Annotated in this window: 21 protein-coding genes and 1 pseudogene; 8 read left to right on the top strand and 14 right to left on the bottom strand. The window is 62.6% G+C overall.

Features of this window, described 5'->3' with window-relative positions; genetic code table 11:
- Together NKH99_RS27265 and NKH99_RS27260 are read left to right on the top strand one after the other, a co-directional pair.
- On the top strand, nucleotides 1-1,735 hold a 1,735-nt coding region (locus NKH99_RS27265; protein ID WP_353016672.1), incomplete at its 5' end, for an OmpA family protein.
- A gap of 239 nt (nucleotides 1,736-1,974) precedes the next feature.
- Nucleotides 1,975-2,490: a TIGR00645 family protein gene (locus tag NKH99_RS27260; protein ID WP_352450730.1), complete on the top strand. Its 516-nt coding sequence runs from the start codon at nucleotides 1,975-1,977 to the stop codon at nucleotides 2,488-2,490.
- 54 nt (nucleotides 2,491-2,544) lie between these two features.
- Here NKH99_RS27260 and NKH99_RS27255 read toward each other — a convergent pair whose 3' ends face one another.
- The 3 genes from NKH99_RS27255 to NKH99_RS27245 all read right to left on the bottom strand — a co-directional run bounded on the left by NKH99_RS27255 (nucleotide 2,545) and on the right by NKH99_RS27245 (nucleotide 5,038).
- Nucleotides 2,545-3,411: an SDR family oxidoreductase gene (locus tag NKH99_RS27255; RefSeq protein WP_352473967.1), complete on the bottom strand. Its 867-nt coding sequence runs from the start codon at nucleotides 3,409-3,411 to the stop codon at nucleotides 2,545-2,547.
- Nucleotides 3,412-3,525: 114 nt separating this feature from the next.
- On the bottom strand, nucleotides 3,526-4,161 hold the full coding sequence (locus NKH99_RS27250; protein ID WP_352473965.1) for a helix-turn-helix transcriptional regulator: 636 nt from the start codon (nucleotides 4,159-4,161) through the stop codon (nucleotides 3,526-3,528).
- 7 nt (nucleotides 4,162-4,168) lie between these two features.
- Nucleotides 4,169-5,038 (bottom strand): S1C family serine protease, encoded by an 870-nt coding sequence (locus NKH99_RS27245; protein WP_352491489.1) that lies wholly within the window; start codon nucleotides 5,036-5,038, stop codon nucleotides 4,169-4,171.
- 169 nt (nucleotides 5,039-5,207) lie between these two features.
- On the opposite strand from NKH99_RS27245, the gene NKH99_RS27240 reads away from it, so the two are divergent.
- Complete coding sequence (locus tag NKH99_RS27240; RefSeq protein WP_353016669.1) at nucleotides 5,208-6,158, top strand: S1C family serine protease; 951 nt, start codon at nucleotides 5,208-5,210, stop codon at nucleotides 6,156-6,158.
- Here the strand turns inward: NKH99_RS27240 and NKH99_RS27235 are convergent.
- Nucleotides 6,155-6,580, bottom strand: a complete 426-nt coding sequence (locus tag NKH99_RS27235; protein ID WP_352473963.1) for a VOC family protein — start codon at nucleotides 6,578-6,580, stop codon at nucleotides 6,155-6,157. The two genes, NKH99_RS27240 and NKH99_RS27235, sit on opposite strands and share 4 nt — an antisense overlap.
- Before the next feature lie 66 nt (nucleotides 6,581-6,646).
- On the opposite strand from NKH99_RS27235, the gene NKH99_RS27230 reads away from it, so the two are divergent.
- Entirely contained in the window at nucleotides 6,647-7,273 is a 627-nt protein-coding gene (locus NKH99_RS27230) for a TetR/AcrR family transcriptional regulator (protein ID WP_353016666.1), read from the top strand.
- On the opposite strand, the gene NKH99_RS27225 is transcribed toward NKH99_RS27230, so the two are convergent.
- Complete coding sequence (locus tag NKH99_RS27225) at nucleotides 7,206-8,162, bottom strand: LysR family transcriptional regulator (protein WP_352450726.1); 957 nt, start codon at nucleotides 8,160-8,162, stop codon at nucleotides 7,206-7,208. The genes NKH99_RS27230 and NKH99_RS27225 overlap by 68 nt on opposite strands.
- Nucleotides 8,163-8,272: 110 nt before the next feature.
- On the opposite strand from NKH99_RS27225, the gene NKH99_RS27220 reads away from it, so the two are divergent.
- The 3 genes from NKH99_RS27220 to NKH99_RS27210 all read left to right on the top strand — a co-directional run bounded on the left by NKH99_RS27220 (nucleotide 8,273) and on the right by NKH99_RS27210 (nucleotide 13,005).
- The gene (locus tag NKH99_RS27220) at nucleotides 8,273-8,917 is read left to right on the top strand and encodes an FMN-dependent NADH-azoreductase (protein WP_353016663.1); all 645 of its coding nucleotides are present in this window, start codon (nucleotides 8,273-8,275) and stop codon (nucleotides 8,915-8,917) included.
- A gap of 132 nt (nucleotides 8,918-9,049) precedes the next feature.
- The gene (locus NKH99_RS27215; RefSeq protein ID WP_353016660.1) at nucleotides 9,050-10,432 is read left to right on the top strand and encodes a 3' terminal RNA ribose 2'-O-methyltransferase Hen1; all 1,383 of its coding nucleotides are present in this window, start codon (nucleotides 9,050-9,052) and stop codon (nucleotides 10,430-10,432) included.
- The gene (locus NKH99_RS27210; protein WP_353016658.1) at nucleotides 10,429-13,005 is read left to right on the top strand and encodes a polynucleotide kinase-phosphatase; all 2,577 of its coding nucleotides are present in this window, start codon (nucleotides 10,429-10,431) and stop codon (nucleotides 13,003-13,005) included. The genes NKH99_RS27215 and NKH99_RS27210 overlap by 4 nt, the downstream gene beginning before the upstream one ends.
- A gap of 8 nt (nucleotides 13,006-13,013) precedes the next feature.
- On the opposite strand, the gene NKH99_RS27205 is transcribed toward NKH99_RS27210, so the two are convergent.
- Nucleotides 13,014-13,304 (bottom strand): HlyU family transcriptional regulator, encoded by a 291-nt coding sequence (locus NKH99_RS27205; protein WP_023678291.1) that lies wholly within the window; start codon nucleotides 13,302-13,304, stop codon nucleotides 13,014-13,016.
- Between the two features lie 112 nt (nucleotides 13,305-13,416).
- Nucleotides 13,417-14,100: a PadR family transcriptional regulator gene (locus tag NKH99_RS27200; RefSeq protein ID WP_352491496.1), complete on the bottom strand. Its 684-nt coding sequence runs from the start codon at nucleotides 14,098-14,100 to the stop codon at nucleotides 13,417-13,419.
- Between the two features lie 270 nt (nucleotides 14,101-14,370).
- Between NKH99_RS27200 and NKH99_RS27195 the strand changes: the two genes are divergently transcribed.
- Nucleotides 14,371-14,523, top strand: a complete 153-nt coding sequence (locus NKH99_RS27195; RefSeq protein ID WP_352591312.1) for a DUF2798 domain-containing protein — start codon at nucleotides 14,371-14,373, stop codon at nucleotides 14,521-14,523.
- Nucleotides 14,524-14,682: 159 nt separating this feature from the next.
- Here NKH99_RS27195 and NKH99_RS27190 read toward each other — a convergent pair whose 3' ends face one another.
- From NKH99_RS27190 to dnaG, 7 genes and pseudogenes are all read right to left on the bottom strand, one after another.
- A complete protein-coding gene (locus NKH99_RS27190) occupies nucleotides 14,683-15,063 on the bottom strand; it encodes a thiol-disulfide oxidoreductase DCC family protein (protein ID WP_352491498.1) in 381 nt (126 codons plus the stop codon).
- A 210-nt stretch (nucleotides 15,064-15,273) separates the two neighbouring features.
- Nucleotides 15,274-15,567, bottom strand: a complete 294-nt coding sequence (locus tag NKH99_RS27185; RefSeq protein WP_292658752.1) for a GYD domain-containing protein — start codon at nucleotides 15,565-15,567, stop codon at nucleotides 15,274-15,276.
- Nucleotides 15,568-15,801: 234 nt separating this feature from the next.
- Nucleotides 15,802-16,377, bottom strand: a complete 576-nt coding sequence (locus NKH99_RS27180) for a hypothetical protein (RefSeq protein WP_352815511.1) — start codon at nucleotides 16,375-16,377, stop codon at nucleotides 15,802-15,804.
- 10 nt (nucleotides 16,378-16,387) lie between these two features.
- Nucleotides 16,388-16,786 (bottom strand): annotated as a pseudogene (locus NKH99_RS27175) (sigma-70 family RNA polymerase sigma factor); the annotation flags it as partial.
- 135 nt (nucleotides 16,787-16,921) lie between these two features.
- Nucleotides 16,922-17,485 carry a hypothetical protein gene (locus NKH99_RS27170; RefSeq protein ID WP_353016656.1) on the bottom strand — a complete coding sequence of 188 codons (564 nt, stop codon included), beginning with the start codon at nucleotides 17,483-17,485 and terminating at the stop codon, nucleotides 16,922-16,924.
- A gap of 38 nt (nucleotides 17,486-17,523) precedes the next feature.
- Nucleotides 17,524-19,545 carry an RNA polymerase sigma factor RpoD gene (gene rpoD / locus NKH99_RS27165; protein ID WP_023678297.1) on the bottom strand — a complete coding sequence of 674 codons (2,022 nt, stop codon included), beginning with the start codon at nucleotides 19,543-19,545 and terminating at the stop codon, nucleotides 17,524-17,526.
- 374 nt (nucleotides 19,546-19,919) lie between these two features.
- Nucleotides 19,920-21,881, bottom strand: a complete 1,962-nt coding sequence (gene dnaG / locus NKH99_RS27160; protein WP_353016653.1) for a DNA primase — start codon at nucleotides 21,879-21,881, stop codon at nucleotides 19,920-19,922.
- Between the last annotated feature and the right edge of the window lie 271 nt (nucleotides 21,882-22,152).

Here is a 22,152-nt window from a genome sequence, read left to right as displayed (position 1 = left end):
CGAGTCCGAGCAACCCCGCAAGAAGCGGCGCAATCAGCAGCAGCAAACAGAATCCGCTCCGGCCGAGCAGATCGCTCCAGCCGAGACCGAGCAACCCCGCAAGAAGCGGCGCAATCGGCAGCAGATCGAAGCGGCCCCATCGGAACAACCGGCCGAGCAGGCAGCGCCGGCAAACGACAACCAGCCCAACGTCAACCCGCGCAAGAAGAAGCAAAAACAGAACCAGCAGATCGAGGCTGCCCCGGCAGAACAGGCTCCGACTGTCGAGCCCGGACAAAAGCCGGGCAAGCGCAAGAAGCCTGCTGAATTGACCGGACCCGCCACGGAGGCGGAAGGCCAGCCGGCGCCGACCAATAAGGAAGCGACCCCACAGGCCCAACCGGCTCCGATCGAGCAGCAGGCCGCTCCCGTCCAGGGCGAACAGCCCCAGGACAAGATCAAGAAACGTGGCAAGAGGCCTGTCGGCGAACAGCCGGTGACAGGAGAGCAACAGCCCTCGACCGGCGAACAGCCTTCGACTGGCCAGGCCGCGCCGGTCCAGGGGGAAAATCCGGTCCAGGGTGAAGCCCAGGCCAATCCGAACGAGGCACCTGTTCTGGACAGCCAGAAGGATGTCTTGCGCAAGCGCAAGGGTGGCAAGGAGCGCGGCCAAAATGCCGGTAAGCAGCAGGGCAACCAGCCCGCCCAGCAGGGCGAGAACCAGGTGGAAGCCCCGAAGCCGGCTCCGGTCGATCAGGGGCCGCCACCCACCGACGACCGGGCAGCCCAGCGGGAGATCAAGCCTGAAAAGATCGTTCCGGTGACCGAGGAAAAAGGCAAGCGCGTCGAGCGTGCGCCGGACGTCGAGGATGTTCGTCGTCGTCCGCGCCCCCAGGGTGCCAACGTCGTCAGGGAATTCGGCGACCGCGTTATCCTGCAGTTCAACAACCAGACGTTCGTCGAAAGCAGTGATGCACCGCGCATGCACCGCGGCGCCAGGAATGTCTATTACGAGGACCTGTCGGGCGATCGCACCCGGGAAATCGTTGAGCGTGACAATGGTGTCCGGATCGTCACCATCCGCAACCGCTACGGCGACGTCATCCAGCGTTCACGCTTCGCGCCCGACGGCCGCGAATATGTGCTGAGCTATGTCGACGAGCGGAACTATGACGACGATGCAGACTGGCACGACCCGGGCGACGACCTGCCGCCGATGCGCCTTACCATCCCGCAAGAGGAATACATTCTGGATTCCGAAGAGGTCGAGGATCCGGACGACTACTACACCTTCCTCGAACGGCCGCCGGTCGAGAGGGTCCAGCGCCTCTATTCGATCGACGAGGTCAAGCGCTCGGCCCGCGTGCGCGACATCGCCCGCCGCATCGACCTCGACACGCTCAACTTCGAATTCGGTTCGGCCTCGATTTCCGACACCGAGGTCCAGAAGCTGGAGGGTGTTGCCAACGCCATGGACAAGCTGCTGAAGAAAAACCCGGCCGAGAGCTTCCTGATCGAGGGCCATACCGACGCTGTCGGCACACCGGAAGCGAACCTTGCTCTGTCCGACCGCCGCGCCGAGGCGGTCGCCGAAGCCTTGACCAACGCCTTCGGCATCCCGCCGGAGAACCTGACGACGCAGGGCTATGGCGAGGAGTATCTCAAGGTCAACACGTCGGGACCCAACCGCGAGAACCGCCGCGTCGCCATCCGCCGGATTACCCCCCTGGTAGCGCCTGTGGCCAGCGCCCAATAAACCGCAATGTGAACCGCGCGATTTGATCAACCATTGAATCGCGCGGTCATCAATCTTGAAACGCGCGGTTACCCATCCCAGATTCTGGAAAGGGCGTTCCCTGCCCTGTCCCGACTCCAGCGGGACACACGAGCCCCGCCGGTTCCCCTCCCCGGCGGGGTTTCGTTTTTTTGAAACCTTGCAAACCGCCGCAGCCTGCCCGAAATACGGCACTCCGACAACGGAGCCCGAATCGCCGCATGAAGCGCCTCGAACTCGCCATCGAATCGATCATTCTCGCCTCGCGCTGGCTGCTGGTCGCCTTCTATCTCGGACTGGGTGCGGCACTTGCCATCTATGCCGTGTCCTTCGGCAACAAGCTGTTCGAGTTCGTCTCCGTTGCCTTCACGCTCGATGACACCGACACCATCCTGAAAATACTCGGCCTCATCGATGCCGCGCTGGTCGCCTCACTGGTGGTGATGGTGATCATCTCGGGTTACGAAAACTTCGTCAGCCGCTTCGATGAAAATGACGGCAAGGTGCATTGGCTGGGCACGATCGATGTCGGCTCGCTGAAGGTCAAGGTCGCCTCGACAATCGTAGCGATCTCCTCGATCCACCTCTTGCAGGTGTTCCTGAACTCGGTCTCCTACACGACCGACCAGCTGATGTGGCTGACCATCATTCATCTGGCCTTCGTTCTGTCGGCACTGATGCTTGCCTATATCGACCGGCTGATGGGTCTTGGCAAAGCCAAGAAAGCCGAAGACTGAGCACACGTCTGTGCCGGTCTTTAAGAGATATGCCTGTCAGCTAGATACTTTCCGTCAGTAGATACCTTTGATTTTGGTATCCGTCCGGCCGAACACCTCGTCCGGCACAAAAAAGTCGCCGGCGAGCGGGCCTGTCGCACCCGGCGCATAGGCCGAGAAATCGCTGACGCCCTCAGCGCGCAGCACTTCTTCGTCAATGTAGAAATTGCCGGTCGCCTCACGCGACGGCCTGACCAGGATGGCGTATGCCGCATCGGCCATGATGTCGGGCGAACGGCTCATCGCCGCCACCGTCGCCCCGCCCAGGAGGTTACGCACCGCCGCCGTGTCGATGGTCGAGATCGGCCATAGCGAATTGACCGCAATGCCGTCCCTGGCGAACTCGGCGCTCATGCCCAGCGTGCACATCGACATGCCGAACTTTGCCATCGTGTAGGCGACATGGTTCTTGAACCACTTGGCCTTCATGTCGAGCGGCGGCGCCAGATTCAAGATGTGAGGATTTTCCGCCAACCTCAAGTGCGGAATGCACATTTTGGAGACGAGAAAAGTGCCGCGCGTGTTGATCTGGTGCATCAGATCGTAGCGCTTCATATCGGTCTCCAACGTGCCGGTGAGCTGGATGGCACTGGCGTTGTTGACGCAGATATCGACGCCGCCGAACCGCTCCACGGTCTTGGCGACCGCCTCGGCGACCTGTTCTTCATCCCGAATGTCGCACAGCGCCGGCAGCGCCTTGCCGCCGGCCTGCTCGATCTCGTGCGCCGCCGTGTAGATCGTCCCGGGCAGCTTCGGATGCGGCTCGGCGGTCTTGGCCGCGATCGTCACATTGGCGCCATCGCGCGCGGCGCGCAGCGCAATCGCCAGCCCGATGCCGCGCGACCCGCCGGAGATAAAAAGCGTCTTTCCCTTGAGCGACATCCTTGCGCCTTCCTGCAACATGAAAGACACGATCCTTGCGCGGCTGAGAACCGCCGCGCAAGGCCCAACACACCGCATGCGGGTTACGCTGCGTCGGCCTTGAGACAATCTGAACTAGACCAGCACCAGGCCCTGCCGCATGGCGATGGCAATCGCGTCGGTGCGGTTGGCGGCACCGAGCTTCGTCAGGATCGCAGCGACGTGGAACTTCGCCGTATGCACGGAGATGTTCAGCCGTCGCGCGATGACCTTGTTGGGCGCGCCCTCGGCCAGCAGCGCCAGCACCTCGCCTTCCCGCGGCGAAAGCGTCGGCCGGACGATATGCTCGTCAGTCGGTTCCTCTTCGAACCGGTCGCTGCCATGGAAGGTCAAATCGTGATGCAGATCGGATAGAGCATGACTGTCACGCGAAATCCGGTAGCCCGCAGCCGCGAGCCGCGCGGCGGCGGCGATCAGCAACTCGTCCGCTTGCACGGGCAGCACGGCAAACACTGTATCGGCCGGCCGTTCGCGGGCCGCTCGCGACGATAGCAGCACGCGAGGCATAGCCGCGTCGACGAGCCCGCCTTGTAGCCCATGATCATCGACGATGGCGACATCCGCCGCCTCACGCCCGTCGACTTCGCCGGCCAGAACCGGCCGCAGATCATCGGTCGCGGCGAGAATGGCGGACAGACTTCGCGTGCGCTCGGCGTCACCGAGCGCGATCAGCACCGTCAGCCGTCTGCCAGCGACCTCACCGCTTACCATCTATCCCTCAGCTCAGTGGCTTTTCACCGATGGTCAGGGAAACCTCACGATTCTCGCCGCCGCGCACCACGCCGAGTGTCACCAAGGCACCGGCGCTGTCCGGCCCGAGCTTGCGGATCAGCTCGCGCGGGCCATGCACCGTCTCTGCGTTCCACGACACGATGATGTCGCCGAGACTGAGACCGGCTGATTTCGCCGGCCCGTTATCGTCGAGACTCATCACCATGGCGCCCTGTGTATCACCATTGCGGACCGGATGCAGGCCGGCGCCAAGATAGCCGCGCGCCACATGACCCTTCTCGCGCAGCGTCGTGACTGCCCGCTCGATCGTTTCGTAAGGCATGACCAGCGCCCGCCGGCGTGGCCCGAACAGCAGCATGCCGATCAGTCCGCCCTTGGCGTCGAGCACAGGGCCACCCTCGAAACGGCCGCCGGCATTGACGGCAAGGTTGATGCGCCGGTCGATCGTGCCACCGCGCATTGAACGCCAGGCCGGGCCGACCTCGCCGACCGTGCCGAAGGTAGCGAGCGAGGTGCCGTCGCTATTGCCCGCCACGACCACCAGGTTCCCCGGCCGCACCGCATCCGCCTTTACCAGTGACGGGGCGGCCGGCGCGCCGGCCGGTTTCAAAACGGCCGTGCCGGTGGACGGGTCGCGGCCGACCAGTTCCGCCTTGACGGCTTCGCCCGAAGAAAACGTCAGCTCGATCTCCTCGCCGGCCTCGACCGCCTCCTCGGCAGTGACGAAATAGCCGTCCCGCCAGTGGAAAGCAGTTGACGTCCGGTGGTGCGTCGCGAAGCTGGCCGTCGCTGGTGCCGCGGCTGCCGCGATGTCGGCAATGGCGTCGGAAAACGTGCTCAGATTGAAATCGCTCATGATTTGTCTCCTGGGTTCTTCGTGACCCAGATATCGCCCGGCAGGGCGTTGGCGGATACTCGCCTGACGGCTAGTTGGGCATTTGACTGGCCATCTGGTCAGGTCGCGGCCGGTCCGGCCGCTCCGCACATATAGGCATTGTTCATCTTGTTCCAAACGGAGCCTTCGGATGGCCCTGCCCGCCCAGCAATTGCAATATGACGATGCCCTTCTCGATGCCTATTCGGCGACGGTCGCCGATGCCGTCGACCGCATCGGGCCCGCTGTCTGCCGCATCGAGCGCATCGGTGGCCCCGGCGGCCATGGCTCCGGCTTCGTCATCGCGCAGGACGGGCTGGTCGTCACCAACTTCCACGTCGTCGGCGATGCGCGCAGCGTACGCGTGTCAATGCCGGACGGCGCCTCCAGGGAAGGCCGCGTGCTCGGCCGCGATCCCGACACCGACATTGCGCTGGTGCGCGCCGACGGCAACTTTGCGGACGTCGCGCCGCTTGGCGATTCCAAGCGATTGAGGCGCGGCCAGATTGCTATTGCTATCGGCAATCCGCTCGGCTTCGAATGGACCGTCACCGCTGGCGTCGTCTCGGCACTCGGCCGCTCGATGCGTGCCTCCACCGGCCGGCTGATCGACGACGTCATCCAGACCGACGCCGCGCTCAACCCCGGCAATTCTGGCGGACCGCTGGTGTCCTCGGCTGGCGAGGTGATCGGCGTTAACACCGCGATGATCCACGGCGCGCAAGGCATCGCCTTCGCGGTTGCCTCCAACACCGCCAATTTCGTCATCTCGGAAATCATCCGCTTCGGCCGTGTGCGCCGTGCCTTCATCGGCGTTTCCGCCGACACCACCAACCTGCCGCGCCGCGCAGCCCTTTTGTCGCAAGTATCGAGCAGCACGGCGGTGCGCCTGCGCACCGTCGAAAAGAACAGCCCGGCGGCCAAAGCCGGCCTCAGGGAAGGCGACATTATTGCCGCCATCGACCGCCGCCCGGTCACCGGCGTCGACGATCTGGTGCGCATGCTCGACGCCGAGCGAATCGGCCGCGAGACACTGTGCACGGTGGTGCGCCGCTCCGGCATTACTCAGGTCACCGTGATGCCGTTGGCGCGTGCGAGTTAGCGCGCCGCAGCACCCTGCGCATATTGCGCCATAAATTCTGGGCTCGGCGGGATCGGCCTGATCACGTCGATCAGCACGCCGTTGGGATCCCTGGTGATGAAATGGCGCTGGCCGAAGGGTTCGTCGCGCAGCGTTCGCAGGATCGGCAGGCCAGCGGCGGTGATCCGCTCATAGATGGCATCCGGATCCCTGACCTCGAAATTGATCAGCAGGCCAGATGTGCGGCCCCGCCCTTCCTCCGGGATCGTCTCATGATCGCCCTGGACGATGCCGAGGTTGACGCGGCGATCTTCGGCTGAGCGCAGATGCACGTACCAGTAGGCCTCAAACAGCGGCTTGAAGCCGAAATGCGCAACATAAAAGGCTGCCGTGCCGGCAACGTCGCTCGTCATCAGCACCGGATAATAGCTCGTCGTCCTCATCTTTCCTTCTCCCGGCAAATAACATACAGTCTGCATGTAAATGGCAATAACATACAGGCTGCATGTATGCAACAAGGATCCGCTCGTCGCTCCAACCGTGATCGCACCGAGGCGACACGCGCTGAGCTCATCGCCGCGGCTCGCAAACTGTTCACCGAAAAGTCCTATGCCGAGACCGGCACACCCGAGATCGTCGCCGCTGCCGGCGTCACGCGCGGCGCGCTCTATCATCACTTTGCCGACAAGCAGGCGTTGTTTGCCGCTGTGGTCGAACAGGAGGCGCAAGCCGTCTCGGAAGAGATCGAACGCGCGTCGCCGCCTTCGCTATTTGCCCGCGATGCGCTGATTGCCGGCTCGGATGCCTATCTGGCTGCCATGCGTGCGCCCGGCCGCACGCGGCTCTTGCTGCTTGACGGCCCGGCCGTGCTCGGCCGCGCCGCCATGGATGCGATCGACAATCGCCATGGCAACCGTTCGCTGCGCGACGGCCTTGTTGCCGCGATGCGCTCGCACTCCATGACGAGACTGCCTGTGGACGCACTGACCGCTTTGCTCGCAGCCGCCTTCGACCGCGCAGCGCTCGCAATCGAAACTGGAGCATCGATCGAGGACTATCGCGCCGTTCTCATGGCGCTGATCGACGGCCTGTCTCCGGCTCCTCCTCAGGTATCTCACCCGGTTCGAACTCGTTGAAACAGCCTAGCTGGCGCTTGAACTGGTCGATCAGCCAGGCGGCCGCCGGTTTCGGGCTGCGATCGGCGCGGTGCATGGCATAGAGCGGCGAGCGGACTTCGCTGTAAGGCTCGAGATCGAGTTCGACGAGCCGGCCGGTCGCCAGATCATCGGCGATGAGCCATCGCGGCAGCCCGCCCCAGCCCAGCCCCTCGCGCATCAGCACGTGCTTGGTGCGCACATCCGTCAGCCGCCAGGTGCGGTAGGCGAAGACGCCATAGTCACGCCCGCGCGTACGCTCGGACTGGTCCGAGACGACCAGTTGGATGTGTTCGCGGACATCCTCTAGCGCCACTGGTCTCGGCAGCAGCGCCAGAGGGTGATCAGGCGCTGCGGCTGGCACCAGGGAGAAGAAGCCGATGCGAAGCAGATTCACGTCCGTCTCACCCAGAAGCCCCCCGATGCCGAGATCGGCCTGTCCGCCGACAACATGATCGAGGATAAGGCCAAGCGAGCCAATATGCAGACGCAGCGTCACGGCCGGGAACTGCGCCTCGAATGCCTTTAGCACCCGAACCAGCACCGGCGACGGTAGCGTCACGTCGACCGACAGCGTAACTTCCGCCTCCAATCCCTGCCGGTATCCGTCGACACGCGAGCGGATGCGTTGCAGCACGCCGACCATTCGCCGCGCATCTTCCAGCGTCGCCTTGCCGACATCGGTCAGTTGCGGTTCACGCGTGCCCTCGCGCTCGAACAGCTTCAGCCCAAGCTGCGCTTCGAGGTTGGCGATGGCGTAGCTGATCACCGATTGCGCGCGATTCAATTTGCGCCCGGCGGCCGAGAAGCTGCCGGTCTCGGCCACCGCAACCAGGATCTGCAGTTGGTCAAGCGTCGGGTTCGGTTGCATCGTTCAATCCACATTTTAGATGGATAATATACAAAATATACCAGTTTTTCAAATGGGTCTGCGCACACATATCTGCCGGGAGATTTTGATCCAACCCTGGAGACCCCATTATGTCCATCCTTCTTGTCACATCGAGCCCGCGCGGCGCTGCCTCACACTCGACCCGTATTGCTACTGAATTCGCCGAAAAGCTTGTTGCCGCCGATCCGTCGAACACGCTTGTCGTGCGCGACCTCGTCGCCAATCCGTTGCCGCACATCGATGCCGATTATGCGACCGGCATCTACACGCCGGCCGAAGCGCGCACCTCGCGCCAGGCTGAAGTCGTTGGCGTTTCCGATGTTGTTCTGGATGAACTGTTCGCCGCCGATACGGTGATTCTCGCCACCGGCTTCATCAACTTCAACATCTCTTCGACGCTGAAGTCCTGGGTCGATCACATTGCCCGTTCCGGCAAGAGCTTTGCCTATGGCGAGAACGGCCCCAAGGGCCTCGTCACCGGCAAGAAGGTCTACATCGTGCTGGCTTCGGGCGGCATCTATTCCGAAGGTGCGGCCGTGCAGTTCGATCACGCCATTCCCTACCTGCGCAGCGTGCTTGGCTTCCTCGGCATGACCGATCTCGAGGTCATCCGCATCGAAGGAGTCGGCATGGGCGCCGATGCGGTGGCAGCAGCGCTGGCCAAGGCCTCGACCAAGGTCGACGCCATTGTAGCCGCGACCGGCAATGCCGAGCGCGTCGCCACCGCGGCGTAAAGCGTCAGCATCGTCTGAATTGTACAAGGGCAGGCGCCCGGCGCCTGCCCTTGTTATCGTTGGCGACAACCTATTGTGGTGGGTCACACAACCGCCATTGGTTATTCCGCTTGTCTGCGCTATCGGTCGCGGATGTTCCTTTCCGTTGCCACAACGCACCGTCCGGCCACCGATCTCGGTTTCTTGCTGCACAAGCATCCGGATCGCCTGCACGAGACCGACCTGTCTTTCGGCAAGGCGTGGCTGTTCTATCCCGAGGCAACCGAAGAGCGTTGCGAGGCTGCACTCCTGCTCGATGTCGATCCTGTGGGACTGGTGCGGGGCAAGGGCCAGGCAGAAGGCCTGCTCGACCAATATGTGAACGACCGGCCTTACGCAGCATCATCCTTCCTGTCGGTAGCGCTGAACAAAATGCTGCGGACGGCGATGACCGGTATATCGAAGGAGCGCCAGGAACTGGCCGACAGCGAACTGCCGCTGGAAGCCGTGGTTACGCCACTGCCAACGCGCGGCGGTGAGGTTCTGGTTCGAAGTTTGTTCGAACCCTTGGGCTGGACAGTCGATCTGACGCCAATCGAAGGAATCGGGGGTGCTGCGGGCGAGCCCCGATACGGCCATCTGAAGCTGACCGGCACGGGCCGGCTCAGCGCCTTGTTGAACCACCTCTATGTGCTGATCCCGGTGATGGACGATGCCAAGCATTACTGGGTCGGCGAAGCAGAGATCGACAAGCTGCTGTCCAAAGGCGAAGGCTGGCTGGAAAACCATCCGGCCAAAGACCTGATCGTGCGCCGCTATCTGGGCAATCGCCGGGCTTTGGCCCGCATCGCCCTGGAGCGGCTGGCTCCCGAGACGGCTGGCGAGGCACAACCTGCCGAGCCGCGCGTTACGCCCGAGGAAGCGCTGGAGACGCCTATCCGGCTCAACGATCTGCGCATGGACGCAGTTGTCCACGCCATTCGGGCGACGCGAGGAACCACGGTTGCGGACCTGGGATGCGGTGAAGGCAAGCTGCTCGACAGGCTGGTGCGCGAGCGATGGATTCACAAGCTGTTCGGTCTGGATCCGGCGGCACGCGAACTGGAATGGGCCGCAAAGCGTCTCAAGCTGAACGAATTAGGCGGGCCGCCCGAGGGCCGGGTCACGCTGCTGCATGGATCGCTGACCTACCGCGACAGCCGTTGGGCCGCAGCCGACGTCGCCGTTCTGGTCGAGGTCATCGAGCATCTCGACGAGGACAGGCTGCCCCTGGTCGAACGCATCGTTTTCGGTGAGACGGCGCCCAAATCCGTCATCGTGACCACTCCGAATGCGGACTACAACGCTCTGTTTCCAAGACTGGTCCCTGGCGCATTTCGCCATCCCGATCACCGTTTCGAATGGAGCCGGGCTCAGTTCCAAGCCTGGGCGGCCAAAATCGGCGAGATCTATGGCTATGCAGCCACCTTCAGCGGTATCGGAGCCGAGGACCCGACCCTCGGCGCCCCCACCCAGATGGCAGTGTTCACCCGATGAGAGAACCTGATAAGACCAACCTCACCATTCCTGACTTCGCCCTCGTCGTGCTGATCGGCTCGACCGGATCGGGCAAGTCGACTTTCGCCATCAAGCATTTCCTGACGACCGAGATTATCTCCTCGGACCAGTGCCGGGCGCTGATCTCCGACGACGAAACCGACCAGGACGTCTCTGCGGATGCCTTCGATCTGGTTCGCGAAATAGCCGGCAAGCGGCTCAAACACCGCAGGCTGGCCGTCATCGACGCCACCAATGTGCGAGCCGCCGATCGCAAGCCCTGGATTGAGCTGGCGCGCAAGTGGCACGCTTTGCCCGTCGCCGTGGTCCTCGATCCAGGCGTCGAGGTATGCGTCGCACGCAATGCGGTGCGAGCCGACCGGCAGTTCGGCGCCGGGGTCGCCCAGCGCATGACAACCGAGGTCCGCAAGGGTCTTGGCGGCCTCCAACGCGAGGGCTTCCGCCAAGTCTGGAAGCTTACCAGCGAGGCCAGCATCGACGCGGCCGAGGTGTCGCGACAGCCGCTGTGGACCGATAAGCGCGACGACCATGGCCCGTTCGATATCATTGGCGACATCCATGGCTGTTCGGATGAGCTTCATATCCTGCTCGCTCGACTGGGCTACAGCGTCGCCTGGTCTGAGCATCAGGGCGACCGAATGGTCACCGTGGTTCCACCAGAGGGCCGCAAGATCGTCTTTGTCGGCGACCTCGTCGATCGCGGCCCCAACTCGCCCGACGTGCTGCGCATTGCCATGAGCATGGTCGCGGCTGGAACGGCTTACTGTGTCCAGGGCAACCATGAACGCAAACTCAGCCGCTGGCTAGAAGGCCGCAAGGTCACTGTCGCTCACGGCCTCCAGCAGACTCTTGATCAGCTAAATGCACAGGACCGAGGCCTGCGCGAGGCGCTGCCGGCCTTTCTCGACGGCCTGCGCAGCCATGTCTGGCTCGATCGCGGAGGCCTCGCCGTCGCCCATGCCGGCCTCAAGGAAGGGATGATCGGACGCGGTTCCGGCGCTGTGCGCGAGTTCGCTCTGTACGGCGAGACCACAGGCGAGACCGACGAATTCGGGCTGCCCGTCCGTGCCGACTGGGCTGCGGCCTATCGTGGCAAGACGGCCATTATCTATGGACATACGCCCACGCTATCGGCCGAATGGGTCAACAACACCCTGTGCATCGACACCGGATGCGTATTCGGCGGCAAGCTGACGGCCTTGCGCTGGCCGGAACGCGAACTGGTCGAGGTGCCGGCAATCGAGACCTGGTCGGAGCCGATACGTCCGCTGGGCGGGTCCGGTCCCGGTAAATCGGCACAGGCCGACGCCGACGGCGTGCTCGATTATCAGGATGTCTCCGGTCGCCGTTGGATCGAGACCGGACTGAGGGGCCGGATTGTCGTGGCCGAGGAGAACGCGTCGGCAGCACTGGAGGTGATGAGCCGCTTCGCGCTCTCGCCGCAATGGCTGATCTATCTGCCGCCGACCATGTCGCCGTCCGAGACCAGCAGCCAGGACGGCTGGCTGGAACGTCCGAAGGATGCCTTCGCTTACTTCCGCGAGTGCGGCGTTGCGCAGATCGTGTGCGAGGAGAAGCACATGGGTTCGCGGGCAGTGATCGCGCTCTGCCGGAACGCGCAGGCGGCACGCAGCCGCTTCGGGGTCCCTGGCGACGAAACCGGCGCAATCTGGACCCGCACCGGACGCTCCTTTTTCAATGACAGTGCCATGACGGAGGACCTGCTCGCCCGTCTTCGCACCGAGGTCGACGCGGCGGATCTATGGAAGGAATTGAACAGCGACTGGCTGCTGCTGGACGCCGAGATAATGCCTTGGTCCGCCAAGGCCGGCAGTCTGATCGAAAGCCAGTATGCGCCTGTGGCGATATCCTCTGCCGCCGGTTTCAAGGCCAGCAACGAGGCGCTGGCCCGTGCGATGGCGCGCGGCGTCGATGCAGCCGGCCTGAACGCACTCCTTGAAGACCGGGCCGTCCGCGCAGCCAAATACGCCACCGCCTGGGCGCCCTACGTATGGCCAGTTTCGGGCGTCGAGGACCTTAAGGCCGCGCCTTTCCACCTGCTGGCCAGCGAGGGACGTGTTTGGTTTGACCAGGACCATGTCTGGCACATGTCGCTCGCGGACCGTCTGGCTGCCCGTGGCGGCGTGGTCACGCCGACTCGATGGCGTATGGTTGATCTGGCCGACGGCAGCGCGTGTGCCGAGGCCATCTCCTGGTGGGAAGCGCTGACTGGCTCGGGCGGCGAAGGCATGGTGGTCAAACCACGCGACTTCGTCAGCCGTGGCGAGAAGGGGCTCATCCAGCCGGCGCTGAAGGTCCGCGGCCCGGAATATTTGCGCATCATCTATGGTCCCGAATATGACGCGCCCGACAATCTCGTCCGCCTCCGAGAACGCGGCCTGGCCGGCAAGCGCAGCCTGGCGCTCCGGGAGTTCGCGCTTGGCCACGAAGCGCTAACGCGATTTGTCGCCAAGCAGCCGCTACGCCGGGTTCACGAGTGTGTCTTCGCCGTGCTGGCGTTGGAAAGCGAGCCAATCGACCCAAGGCTGTAGTAGCCGATCTATCCGAAGATCTTTTCGCCCTGCTCGTCGACCAGCTGGATGCCCTTTTTGATCGAGATGTCGACGGCATCATCAAGCCCGGCAAAGCGGTCGGCGCGGATGAATTTGTGCTCCTTCATCACGCCGTCGATCTCTTTCGAAACCACGCCGCAGGTCTGGTACTGGCCCTCCGCCTTGTAGGGCGTGGCGCTGATCAAAAATCCCTTGTGCTCGATCTGCTTTGCCGGCGCCGCTGTCTTTGGCTCGGCGGCTTCGTTGCCTCCGCCGAAAAGACGCTTCAGAAAAGACATGGGGTATCCTCCAACGGCAATCATCCTGCACCACATAGCGCGGTGCAGGATGATTTTCAGTACCGGTCCTTGGCTGGACCGGCAAGGGCCGCCTGCGGCTTGCCGTTAAAGATCAGTCGCGCGTGAGTGCTTCCAGGGCTTCCGCGGCAGCTTCCAATATGCTGATTGCCTCGGCCTGCTTTGCTTCAGGCGCATCGACGATCTCGCCGAGCGCGGCGCGCAGCCGGTGGCGCACGGCGCGAAACTCGTCGCGCTTTTCCGAGCGGCCGCGGCCGCGCCGGCCACCGTCGCCGTCATCGTTCCAGCCGAACCAGTCGCGCGCCTTGGCCATCTTGCGGCCGAAGCGCTCGAGATGTTCGAGCACGTGGTCGATCATCTCGCGATTTTCGTTGAGGTGCGCCTGCCCAGCCTCGGTGATTGAAAACACCTTCTTGTTGCCTTCCGCCGCAGAAACGGCGTAGCCGGCCTCCTCCAGGAAGGTCAGCGTCGGATAGACCACGCCGGGGCTCGGGCTGTAGACGCCGCTGGTGCGCTCCTCCAGCGCCTTGATGATGTCGTAGCCGTGCCGCGGCGCCTCGGCCAGCAGTGACAGCGTGATCAGCTTGAGATCGCCGTCGGCCAGCATGCGGCCGGCGCGGAACATGTCGCCCGGCCCGCCGCGTCCGCCGCCTCTCATGCCATGCCCGAACGGGCCAAAGCCGCCGCCACGTCCGCCGAACTTGCCGGCCATATGCATGAAGACGCGCTCGGCGCGTTCGCCGAAACGATGATGGCTGAAATGATTGTCTTTGTGCATTGTCTGCTCCTTGAGTTATGTCTTACGATATATCTCAACTAAGTGCCCGCCACGGCCGAGTCAAGATATATCTTACGATGTATCTGAAAATGGCACCAGCAGGATTGAGTTCGCCAGCGAGGGCAGCTAGACGGTGCATGAGGGCCGAAGGCCGCTCCGTAAGCGTCTGACGTGAAGCAACGCATCCACCCCGGTCGTTCCGGGCAGTTACGCCGACAATACCGGCGAATGGGTGCAAGGCGACGAACCGGATGCTTCAGGGAAATCCAAATGACCATGAAAACCCCGCGCAGCAGGCTGCCTGTGCGCTATGCCGCCGTGCTCGACCCGCTGGTGCTGTCGTTGTTGACGACGTTCATCGTGTCGTTCATCTCGACACTGAAAAGCCTTGGCTTCCAGCCCGACATGTGGCCACTTGGCTGACGGCTTGAGGCCTGTCCTGGCTGGCCGACGCTGCTGCCAGTGCTGCCGGCGGTGCGCCGCATCGTTGGCTGGCTTTGCGAGCCCGTGGCTCGATAGCAGGGCACGCGAAAGGCCCGGAAACAATCTCCGGACGTTTCGGTGCGGAGCGAATAATACCCGTTACCAGCGGCCTTTGCGCCGGTTCCAGGCATAGAGCAGATCGGCAAAGCGATCATAGCCATAGCGCGTCAACGGCAGTGCGCCGGGATTGCCGAACAGCGTTGCGAGCCAGCCTTCGCCGGGCGTCGTGCGCCATACAGCAATGGCAACATCGGCGCCGACCAGCAATTTGCCGTCGGCGTCGATCGCATGCAGCCGGCGCCGGATGTCCTCCAGGCCGATGCCGTACCCGGCCAGCGCCGCCGGTTCGGCATTGATGTCGCGAAATTCGATCCGCCCGGCCTTGACCGCCTCGATCAGCCGCCGCTTCTGCCGGCTGATGCCGGCATCGCAGACCGGACAGCGCGTATTGTACCAGACTGTCAGCAGAGGCTTGGCCATGTTTCGAAACGGCACCAGAGGACACGCACGGATTATCCGAGAAATGCCGTTGCGCCGCAACGTGACACGATACCGGCGGAACGGCCGGCTTCGCTGATCCAGGTCGCCCAAAGGGTACGCAGCGGTTTTACGATAACGACATGCATAAAAAGAAGAGCTTAAAGCGCGTCGCAAGGGCCGTTCAGCGCGACGCGCTTCAGGCGCCGCGGCTCAGCCGAGCGAGGTGATGATCTCGCGATAGGCATCCTCGGGGAAAGCCTTGAGTGTCCGCGTCCTGACGTTTCCGCCCGTCGCCAGCATCAGCGAGAAACGAGCCAGGACAGCATCGTCGGGCGCTTCGAGCACGGCCACCATGTCGCAATCCCCCATAGTGAGATAAAATGCCTTGAAGGACCCGCCCATGTCTCCCAGCAGCTTCTTGGCGGCATCGAGCCGCTTCGGCGATTCGCGCACATTTTTGGCGCCTTGCTCGGTCCAGTTGATCAGCACGATGTAAGTTGTCATGGCACACCTCCCTCCGGTGCCACGGAGCACGGCGTCCAACCGCCGGGGCGGGCATCCGGGTTTGTCGCCCAGAGAATGCGTCCGTTGCGGAATTATCCTCCCACACCCGGTGCACCGCAAGAACAAACGGCCGGACGATAAAATTAAAAAGGCGCCGGATGGCGCCCTCTGACTCGTTCAGTCATTCTTGAGTGTCAGCTCCTAAGACGGTTCCGAGCATGCTCGAGCACGACGTCAGCTATCGACCGTCCTGATCAAGCCCTGCTCTGACAGATCGATTTTGTCCTTCAGAATGTATCTGTGGCCAAGGCCAACAGAATTTTCCGGAAGTCCCAGATAGGCGGCGAGTTCCTCATGGAGGTCGAGCGGAGCCATGTACTCTTTCGCTCCATCTATTCCCAATATCTGAAGCAAATCGTCAGGCGCGGCCTGCTTGCCGATCATAGCCAGCAAGGCGGGAGCGTCTTCCAGCCGAGGACGCATGTCCGCATCGTCAGGGTCACTCATCTCCATTCCCGGACAGGAATTGTAGCGCGATTGGAGAACACCGTGCTTTGCCGCCCAGAGGTTTAGCTGTTCCTCATCATAGACGGTAATCGCGATGCCGACGCAGGTCAGATCGAGGGTCAGGCTCTGAAGCAAGGATTCAATCCAGCGCGGGTCGAGCTGGTCTGTGTAACGGTCGGAGAAAGTGGTCCAACCATTCTGTTCGGTTGTGACGAAGGCGTCGATGGTCTTCGTCCTCAGCCAGTTGACCAACGCTTCTTGCGTTGGCCCCTTTATGCTGACGGTTCCGTAGGTCGCGCCCACCTAAAAATCCTCAGCTGTCGAGCAAGCTTCTGAGCTTGCGCGCCCGGCTCGGGTGCTTGAGCTTGCGCAGCGCCTTGGCTTCGATCTGGCGGATGCGCTCGCGGGTGACCGAGAATTGCTGGCCGACCTCTTCAAGCGTGTGGTCGGTGTTCATGCCGATGCCGAAGCGCATTCTGAGCACGCGCTCTTCGCGCGGCGTCAGTGAGGCCAGCACGCGCGTCGTCGTCTCGCGCAGATTGGCCTGGATCGCTGCGTCGATCGGCAGGATCGCCATCTTGTCCTCGATGAAGTCGCCCAGATGCGAATCCTCCTCGTCGCCGACCGGCGTTTCGAGCGAGATCGGCTCCTTGGCGATCTTCAGCACCTTGCGCACTTTTTCCAGCGGCATGGCGAGCTTTTCCGCCAGTTCGGCTCGCGGCCGGTCTCATGCAGCCGACTGCACCACGAGCCCGGTGAACCGTCGATGGCCATTGCCCTATCATGCAAATGTCAACCGCTTTCATCCGGCTGTCACTATCACGGACAAATCCCTGTGGAATTACAGTTATTGAACAACATCAATTCCCGCCGCAAAAAGTCCGTCCGCCGTGCCGCGCCCGGTCAACACGACCCGAGTGCCCTGATGAAGTGTATTACGAAAGTTGTCCGAGATACCGCATAGAGTGCCGGTCATCATCGGCATGCCCGCCAGACTGACTCTATTCGGACAGCGGTAAGACCAACCCGCCGTATCACTGACGGAAAATTCGAGTTGCGTATGCTTCCCCATCAGTGCCGCCAGCCAGAGCGGGTATGCAGTCAGGACAGTTGCACGGATAAAAACGCCGAAAATAAAAGGCAACACAATAACGCCAAAACCAGAAAGGATGAGGGTCTTGATGGACACCTGCGGGGCGTCGAAGTCCCTTGCAAACTTTCGGCAGTAAAGAACGAGAATTAAGCAGCCAGCAGGTATAGCAATCGATTTCGCGATCATATCGTGGTCGCTCACATAACGTTGCGACGGCACAAAAGAATGACCGAAGATCATTGCTCCAAATAGAGCCAATAGGTGAATGGTAAGACCGGCCAGGCTGAAAACGATGACCCGTGGGAGGAGGCGGCGCAATGACCGTCTCTCTGTTATCTCCCCCACGGAAGCCTAGCCTAACTGTCCAGGAAGCTGCGCAGCTTGCGCGACCGGCTCGGGTGCTTGAGCTTGCGCAGCGCCTTGGCTTCGATCTGGCGGATGCGCTCGCGGGTGACCGAGAACTGCTGGCCGACCTCTTCAAGCGTGTGGTCGGTGTTCATGCCGATGCCGAAGCGCATTCTGAGCACGCGCTCTTCGCGCGGCGTCAGCGAGGCCAATACGCGCGTCGTCGTCTCGCGCAGATTGGCCTGGATCGCCGCGTCGATCGGCAGGATCGCCATCTTGTCCTCGATGAAGTCGCCAAGATGCGAATCCTCCTCGTCGCCGACCGGCGTTTCGAGCGAGATCGGCTCCTTGGCGATCTTCAGCACCTTGCGCACTTTTTCCAGCGGCATGGCGAGCTTTTCCGCCAGTTCTTCTGGCGTCGGCTCGCGGCCGATCTCATGCAGCATCTGGCGCGAGGTGCGCACGATCTTGTTGATCGTTTCGATCATGTGCACCGGAATGCGGATGGTGCGCGCCTGGTCGGCGATCGAACGGGTGATCGCCTGCCGGATCCACCACGTCGCGTAGGTCGAGAACTTGTAGCCGCGGCGGTATTCGAATTTGTCGACCGCCTTCATCAGGCCGATATTGCCTTCCTGGATCAGGTCGAGGAACTGCAGGCCGCGATTGGTGTATTTCTTGGCGATGGAGATGACGAGGCGCAGATTGGCCTCCACCATTTCCTTCTTGGCGATCGCGGCTTCGCGCTCGCCCTTCTGCACCTGGTTGACGATCTTGCGGAATTCCTGGATCGAAATCGCCGTCTCGGTGGCGAGGTTCTGGATCTCGGCGCGCAGGTCGCGGATGGCGTCCTTCTCGTTCTTGGTGAATTCCTTCCAGCCGCGCGAAGTCAGATTGCCGATCGAGCGGGTCCAGTTCGGATCGAGCTCCGAGCCCTGATATTCCTTGAGGAATTCCTCGCGGCGCACGCCATAGCTTTCGGCCAGCCTGAGCAGCTTGCCTTCGTTCTGCACCAGGCGCTTGTTGATGTCGTAGAGCTGCTCGACCAGCGCCTCGATGCGCGCCGTGTTCAAGGACAGCGACTTCACCGCCTTGATCAGCTGGTCCTTCAATTCCTTCAGTCGGCGGTCCTGGCTGGGCGACAGCGTGCCCGCGGCAGCCAGCCGGTTCTCGACCTGCTGGTCCTGCAGCTTGCGCAGTTTCTTGTAGGTGTCGGCAATGACGTCGAGCGTCTCCATCACCTGCGGGCGCAGTTCCGCTTCCATGGCCGCCAGCGACAGGCTCGCCTCGTCGTCGTCTTCCTCGTCGTCGTCCACCAGGCCACGGGTGTCGCCGCCGACATTGGTGATGTCGTCCTCGTCCTCGCGCGAACGGCGCGACTTTTCCTCGGTCTTGGCTTCCTCGATACGCTCGACAACCGGCGCCTGCTTGGCCTCCGGCCCGGCATAGGTCGCCTCGAGGTCGATGATCTCGCGCAGCAGGATCTTCGATTCGTTGAGCTCGTCACGCCAGATGATGATGGCCTGGAAAGTCAGCGGGCTTTCACAGAGGCCCGCGATCATCGTCTCGCGGCCGGCCTCGATGCGCTTGGCGATCGCGATTTCGCCCTCGCGCGACAGAAGCTCGACTGAGCCCATCTCGCGCAGATACATGCGGACCGGATCGTCGGTGCGGTCGGTCGGCTCTTTCTTGGTCGTGGTGGCGGCGACGGCGGTGCCGGTCTGCTCGGCCAGCTCGTTGGCGTCTTCCTCGGCGTCAGCGGCGGTGTCGGCGGCTTCGGGCTCCTCGCCCTGCTCGTCGTCCTCGACCACGTTGATGCCCATGTCGGAAAGCATGGCCATCGTGTCCTCGATCTGCTCGGAGGTCACTTCCTCCGAGGGCAGCACCGAATTCAGCTCGTCCATGGTGACATAACCGCGCTTCTTGGCGGCCTTGATCATCTTCTTGACAGCATCGTCGGAAAGGTCAAGCAGAGGGCCATCGGTCGCGGCCTCGCGTTCGGTCTCGACTTCTTCCTTTTCTTTTGTCGCCATAGTCTTTAATTTCTCCAAGCGGCTGAGTATCAAAGCCGCGTAAGCTGCCGGTCCGGTCAAATTGGATGCGCTCTTTCCAGAACGCGCTTTACCGGGCCAGTAACTGCATCTCTCGTTAAGTCCAGATTAACCCTGATATCTGTGGCAAGCTGACTGCCTGTCCAGTGATCAGTACCTTACATCGCTGCATTCCCGTCGATGCCGGGGCGGGTTAACGTTTCGAATCGACCTGATTCCGCCATTCTGCCGGAAGGTCAAGCGCCTCTCGCATGATTCGCATGAAAAAAGCGAATCAATTACCCGACTTAGAGCACCGCACGCTTGATTCAACGCGCAAGCACGTCCTTACATTTCAGTCTTCTGGAGGCTTCGATCTAAACGCGCCCAGCTCTGCCCGACGATACGCCAAACCCTTCGATCAGCGCTTCCGTTGCCTGCACATCACGAAATTGCGCCTGGATTTCGACCAGGTGCCGGTAATTTTCGTCCGTGGGATCGCTGGCGAGCGCTGCTTCCGCCTGCTTCAGCTCCTTATGTAAGGTGCGCGCGCTGCGCTGCAAGTGGAGAGCTTGGCTGAACGCATCGCGAGCATCGTCGAGTGCTGCCGTTTCCAGCGCCGGCCATTGCCGCGCACGCTTGATCAGCGCCACCGCGCGCTGCCAGATCTCACCGCAGCCGGCCCGCTCGATCGTCGCGATTACAGCCTCGCGGTTGTTGGCCATATCGTGCGCCATGGCGTCGAGGATGGCCGCATGCAGCCGCTTCAGATCGGAATTGGCGAGATCGAGGAACTCGACATGGGCGAAATTCTCGTCGATCAGCACGGGATGGTTGACGAGGGCCGCAATGATCGTCGCCTCGCGCACCGACATGCCCTCGCCGCCGCGTTTGACCAGCGCCGAGCGGCCGAGGCTTTCGGTGATCGCGGTGCGCCCACCGGCATTGCCGCCACGTGCAAACTGTCCGCCGGGTGCTGAGACCCTGCCCGGGAAGCGCTCACCTGGCCGTCCGTCCTGACGTCCCTGGCGTCCGCGCTGGGTCCCGAAGAAGCTCTGTACGCGCTCGCGCATTTCCTGTTGGTAGTGATAACGAAGGCTCTCGTCGCGGATGCGGCTGGTCAGTTCGCGTAGCGTCTTTTCGAGCTCCGCCCGCCGTTCCGGCGTGTCGAAGATGCCGCCGGCGGTCTCGCGCATCCACAAGAGGTCGGCCAGCGGCCGTGCCTCGGAAAGCACGGCGCGGAACGCATCCGGCCCGTCACCCTTGACCAGATCGTCGGGATCCTTGCCCTCCGGCAGCAGGGCGAATCGCACGGAGCGGCCTGCCTGGACCGCCGGCAGCGCCATGTCGGCGGCGCGCCACGCTGCCTTCAACCCGGCCTGGTCGCCGTCGAAGCACAGCACCGGCTCGCCAGCCATGCGCCATAGAAGTTCGAGCTGGTTTTCAGTCAACGCGGTGCCGAGCGGCGCCACCACGTTTTCGAAGCCGGCCTGCGCCAGCGCGATCACATCCATGTAGCCTTCGACGGCAATGACGGTGCCGCCCTTGGCCAGCGCCCCCTTTCCCAGTGCTTGCCGCGCACGGGCGAAATTGTAGAGCACGTTGCCCTTGTGGAAGAGCTCCGTATAGGGCGAGTTCATATATTTGGCTAGCGCATCCGGCGCCAGTGCCCGCCCTCCGAAGGCGATGATCTTGCCCCTGGAATCCGGGATCGGGAACATGATGCGGTCGCGGAACCAATCGTAGGAAACCGGGACGTCGTCGCCATGGCGCACCAGCCCGCACGCCTCGATGTCGGCCTTGGGGACACCCCTGGCGGCAAGATGCTCCTTCAGCGCATTGCGGCTGTCGGGGGCATAGCCGAGGCGGAAAGACTGCTGCGTCGCCGGTGTCAGCCCTCGGTCGCGCAGATAGGCGCGGGCCTTTGCCCCTTCCGGTCCCTGCAGCCGTTCCTGGAAGAACGCCGTCGCCATCTCCATGACGTCAGTCAGGCTGGCGCGTTCCTTTTCGCGCCGCTCCTCCTGGGCATCGCGAACCGGCATCGGCACGCCGGCCATGTCGGCGATCTTCTCGACCGCTTCAGGAAAGCTCATCCGGTCAAGTTCGGTCAGGAACTTGAAATGGTCGCCCGAAACCGAGCAGCCGAAGCAATGGTAGCGGCCCTTCTTGTCCTCGCAGTGGAAGGACGGGCTCTTCTCGCCATGGAAGGGACAGCACGCCCAATAGTCGCCGCGCGGCGCGTTAGTCTTCTTCCTGTCCCACGCGACGCGCTGGCCGATCACCGAAGAAATCGGCACGCGGTCGCGGATCTCGTCGAGGAAAGCAGGCGGAAAGCGCATGGGGGACAGCTCGTTTGGCCTCCATATAATCACGCCGGCGAAGCCCGACGACTCCTAATGCGGAACCATACCCGGTTTTCACAGGGCCAAGGGGTCCAGGCGCCTGACGTTGCGTGGCTGCCACACCGCAGCGGGAATAGTCTCAAGCTTACCTGACCCGTGGCTTCAAGATTGACTTTGCATGAACTCGCCAATCTAGATGATCATAAGCAAAGGCGACTCGTCCGGAATTCAGCGCCCGTAGAGAGCAGGCCCGCCGGTCGGGGGATTT

The sequence above is a fragment of the Mesorhizobium sp. M0854 genome (genome assembly GCF_040319815.1).
Taxonomy (GTDB): domain Bacteria; phylum Pseudomonadota; class Alphaproteobacteria; order Rhizobiales; family Rhizobiaceae; genus Mesorhizobium.
This window is presented reverse-complemented; position numbering and strand designations above follow the sequence as displayed.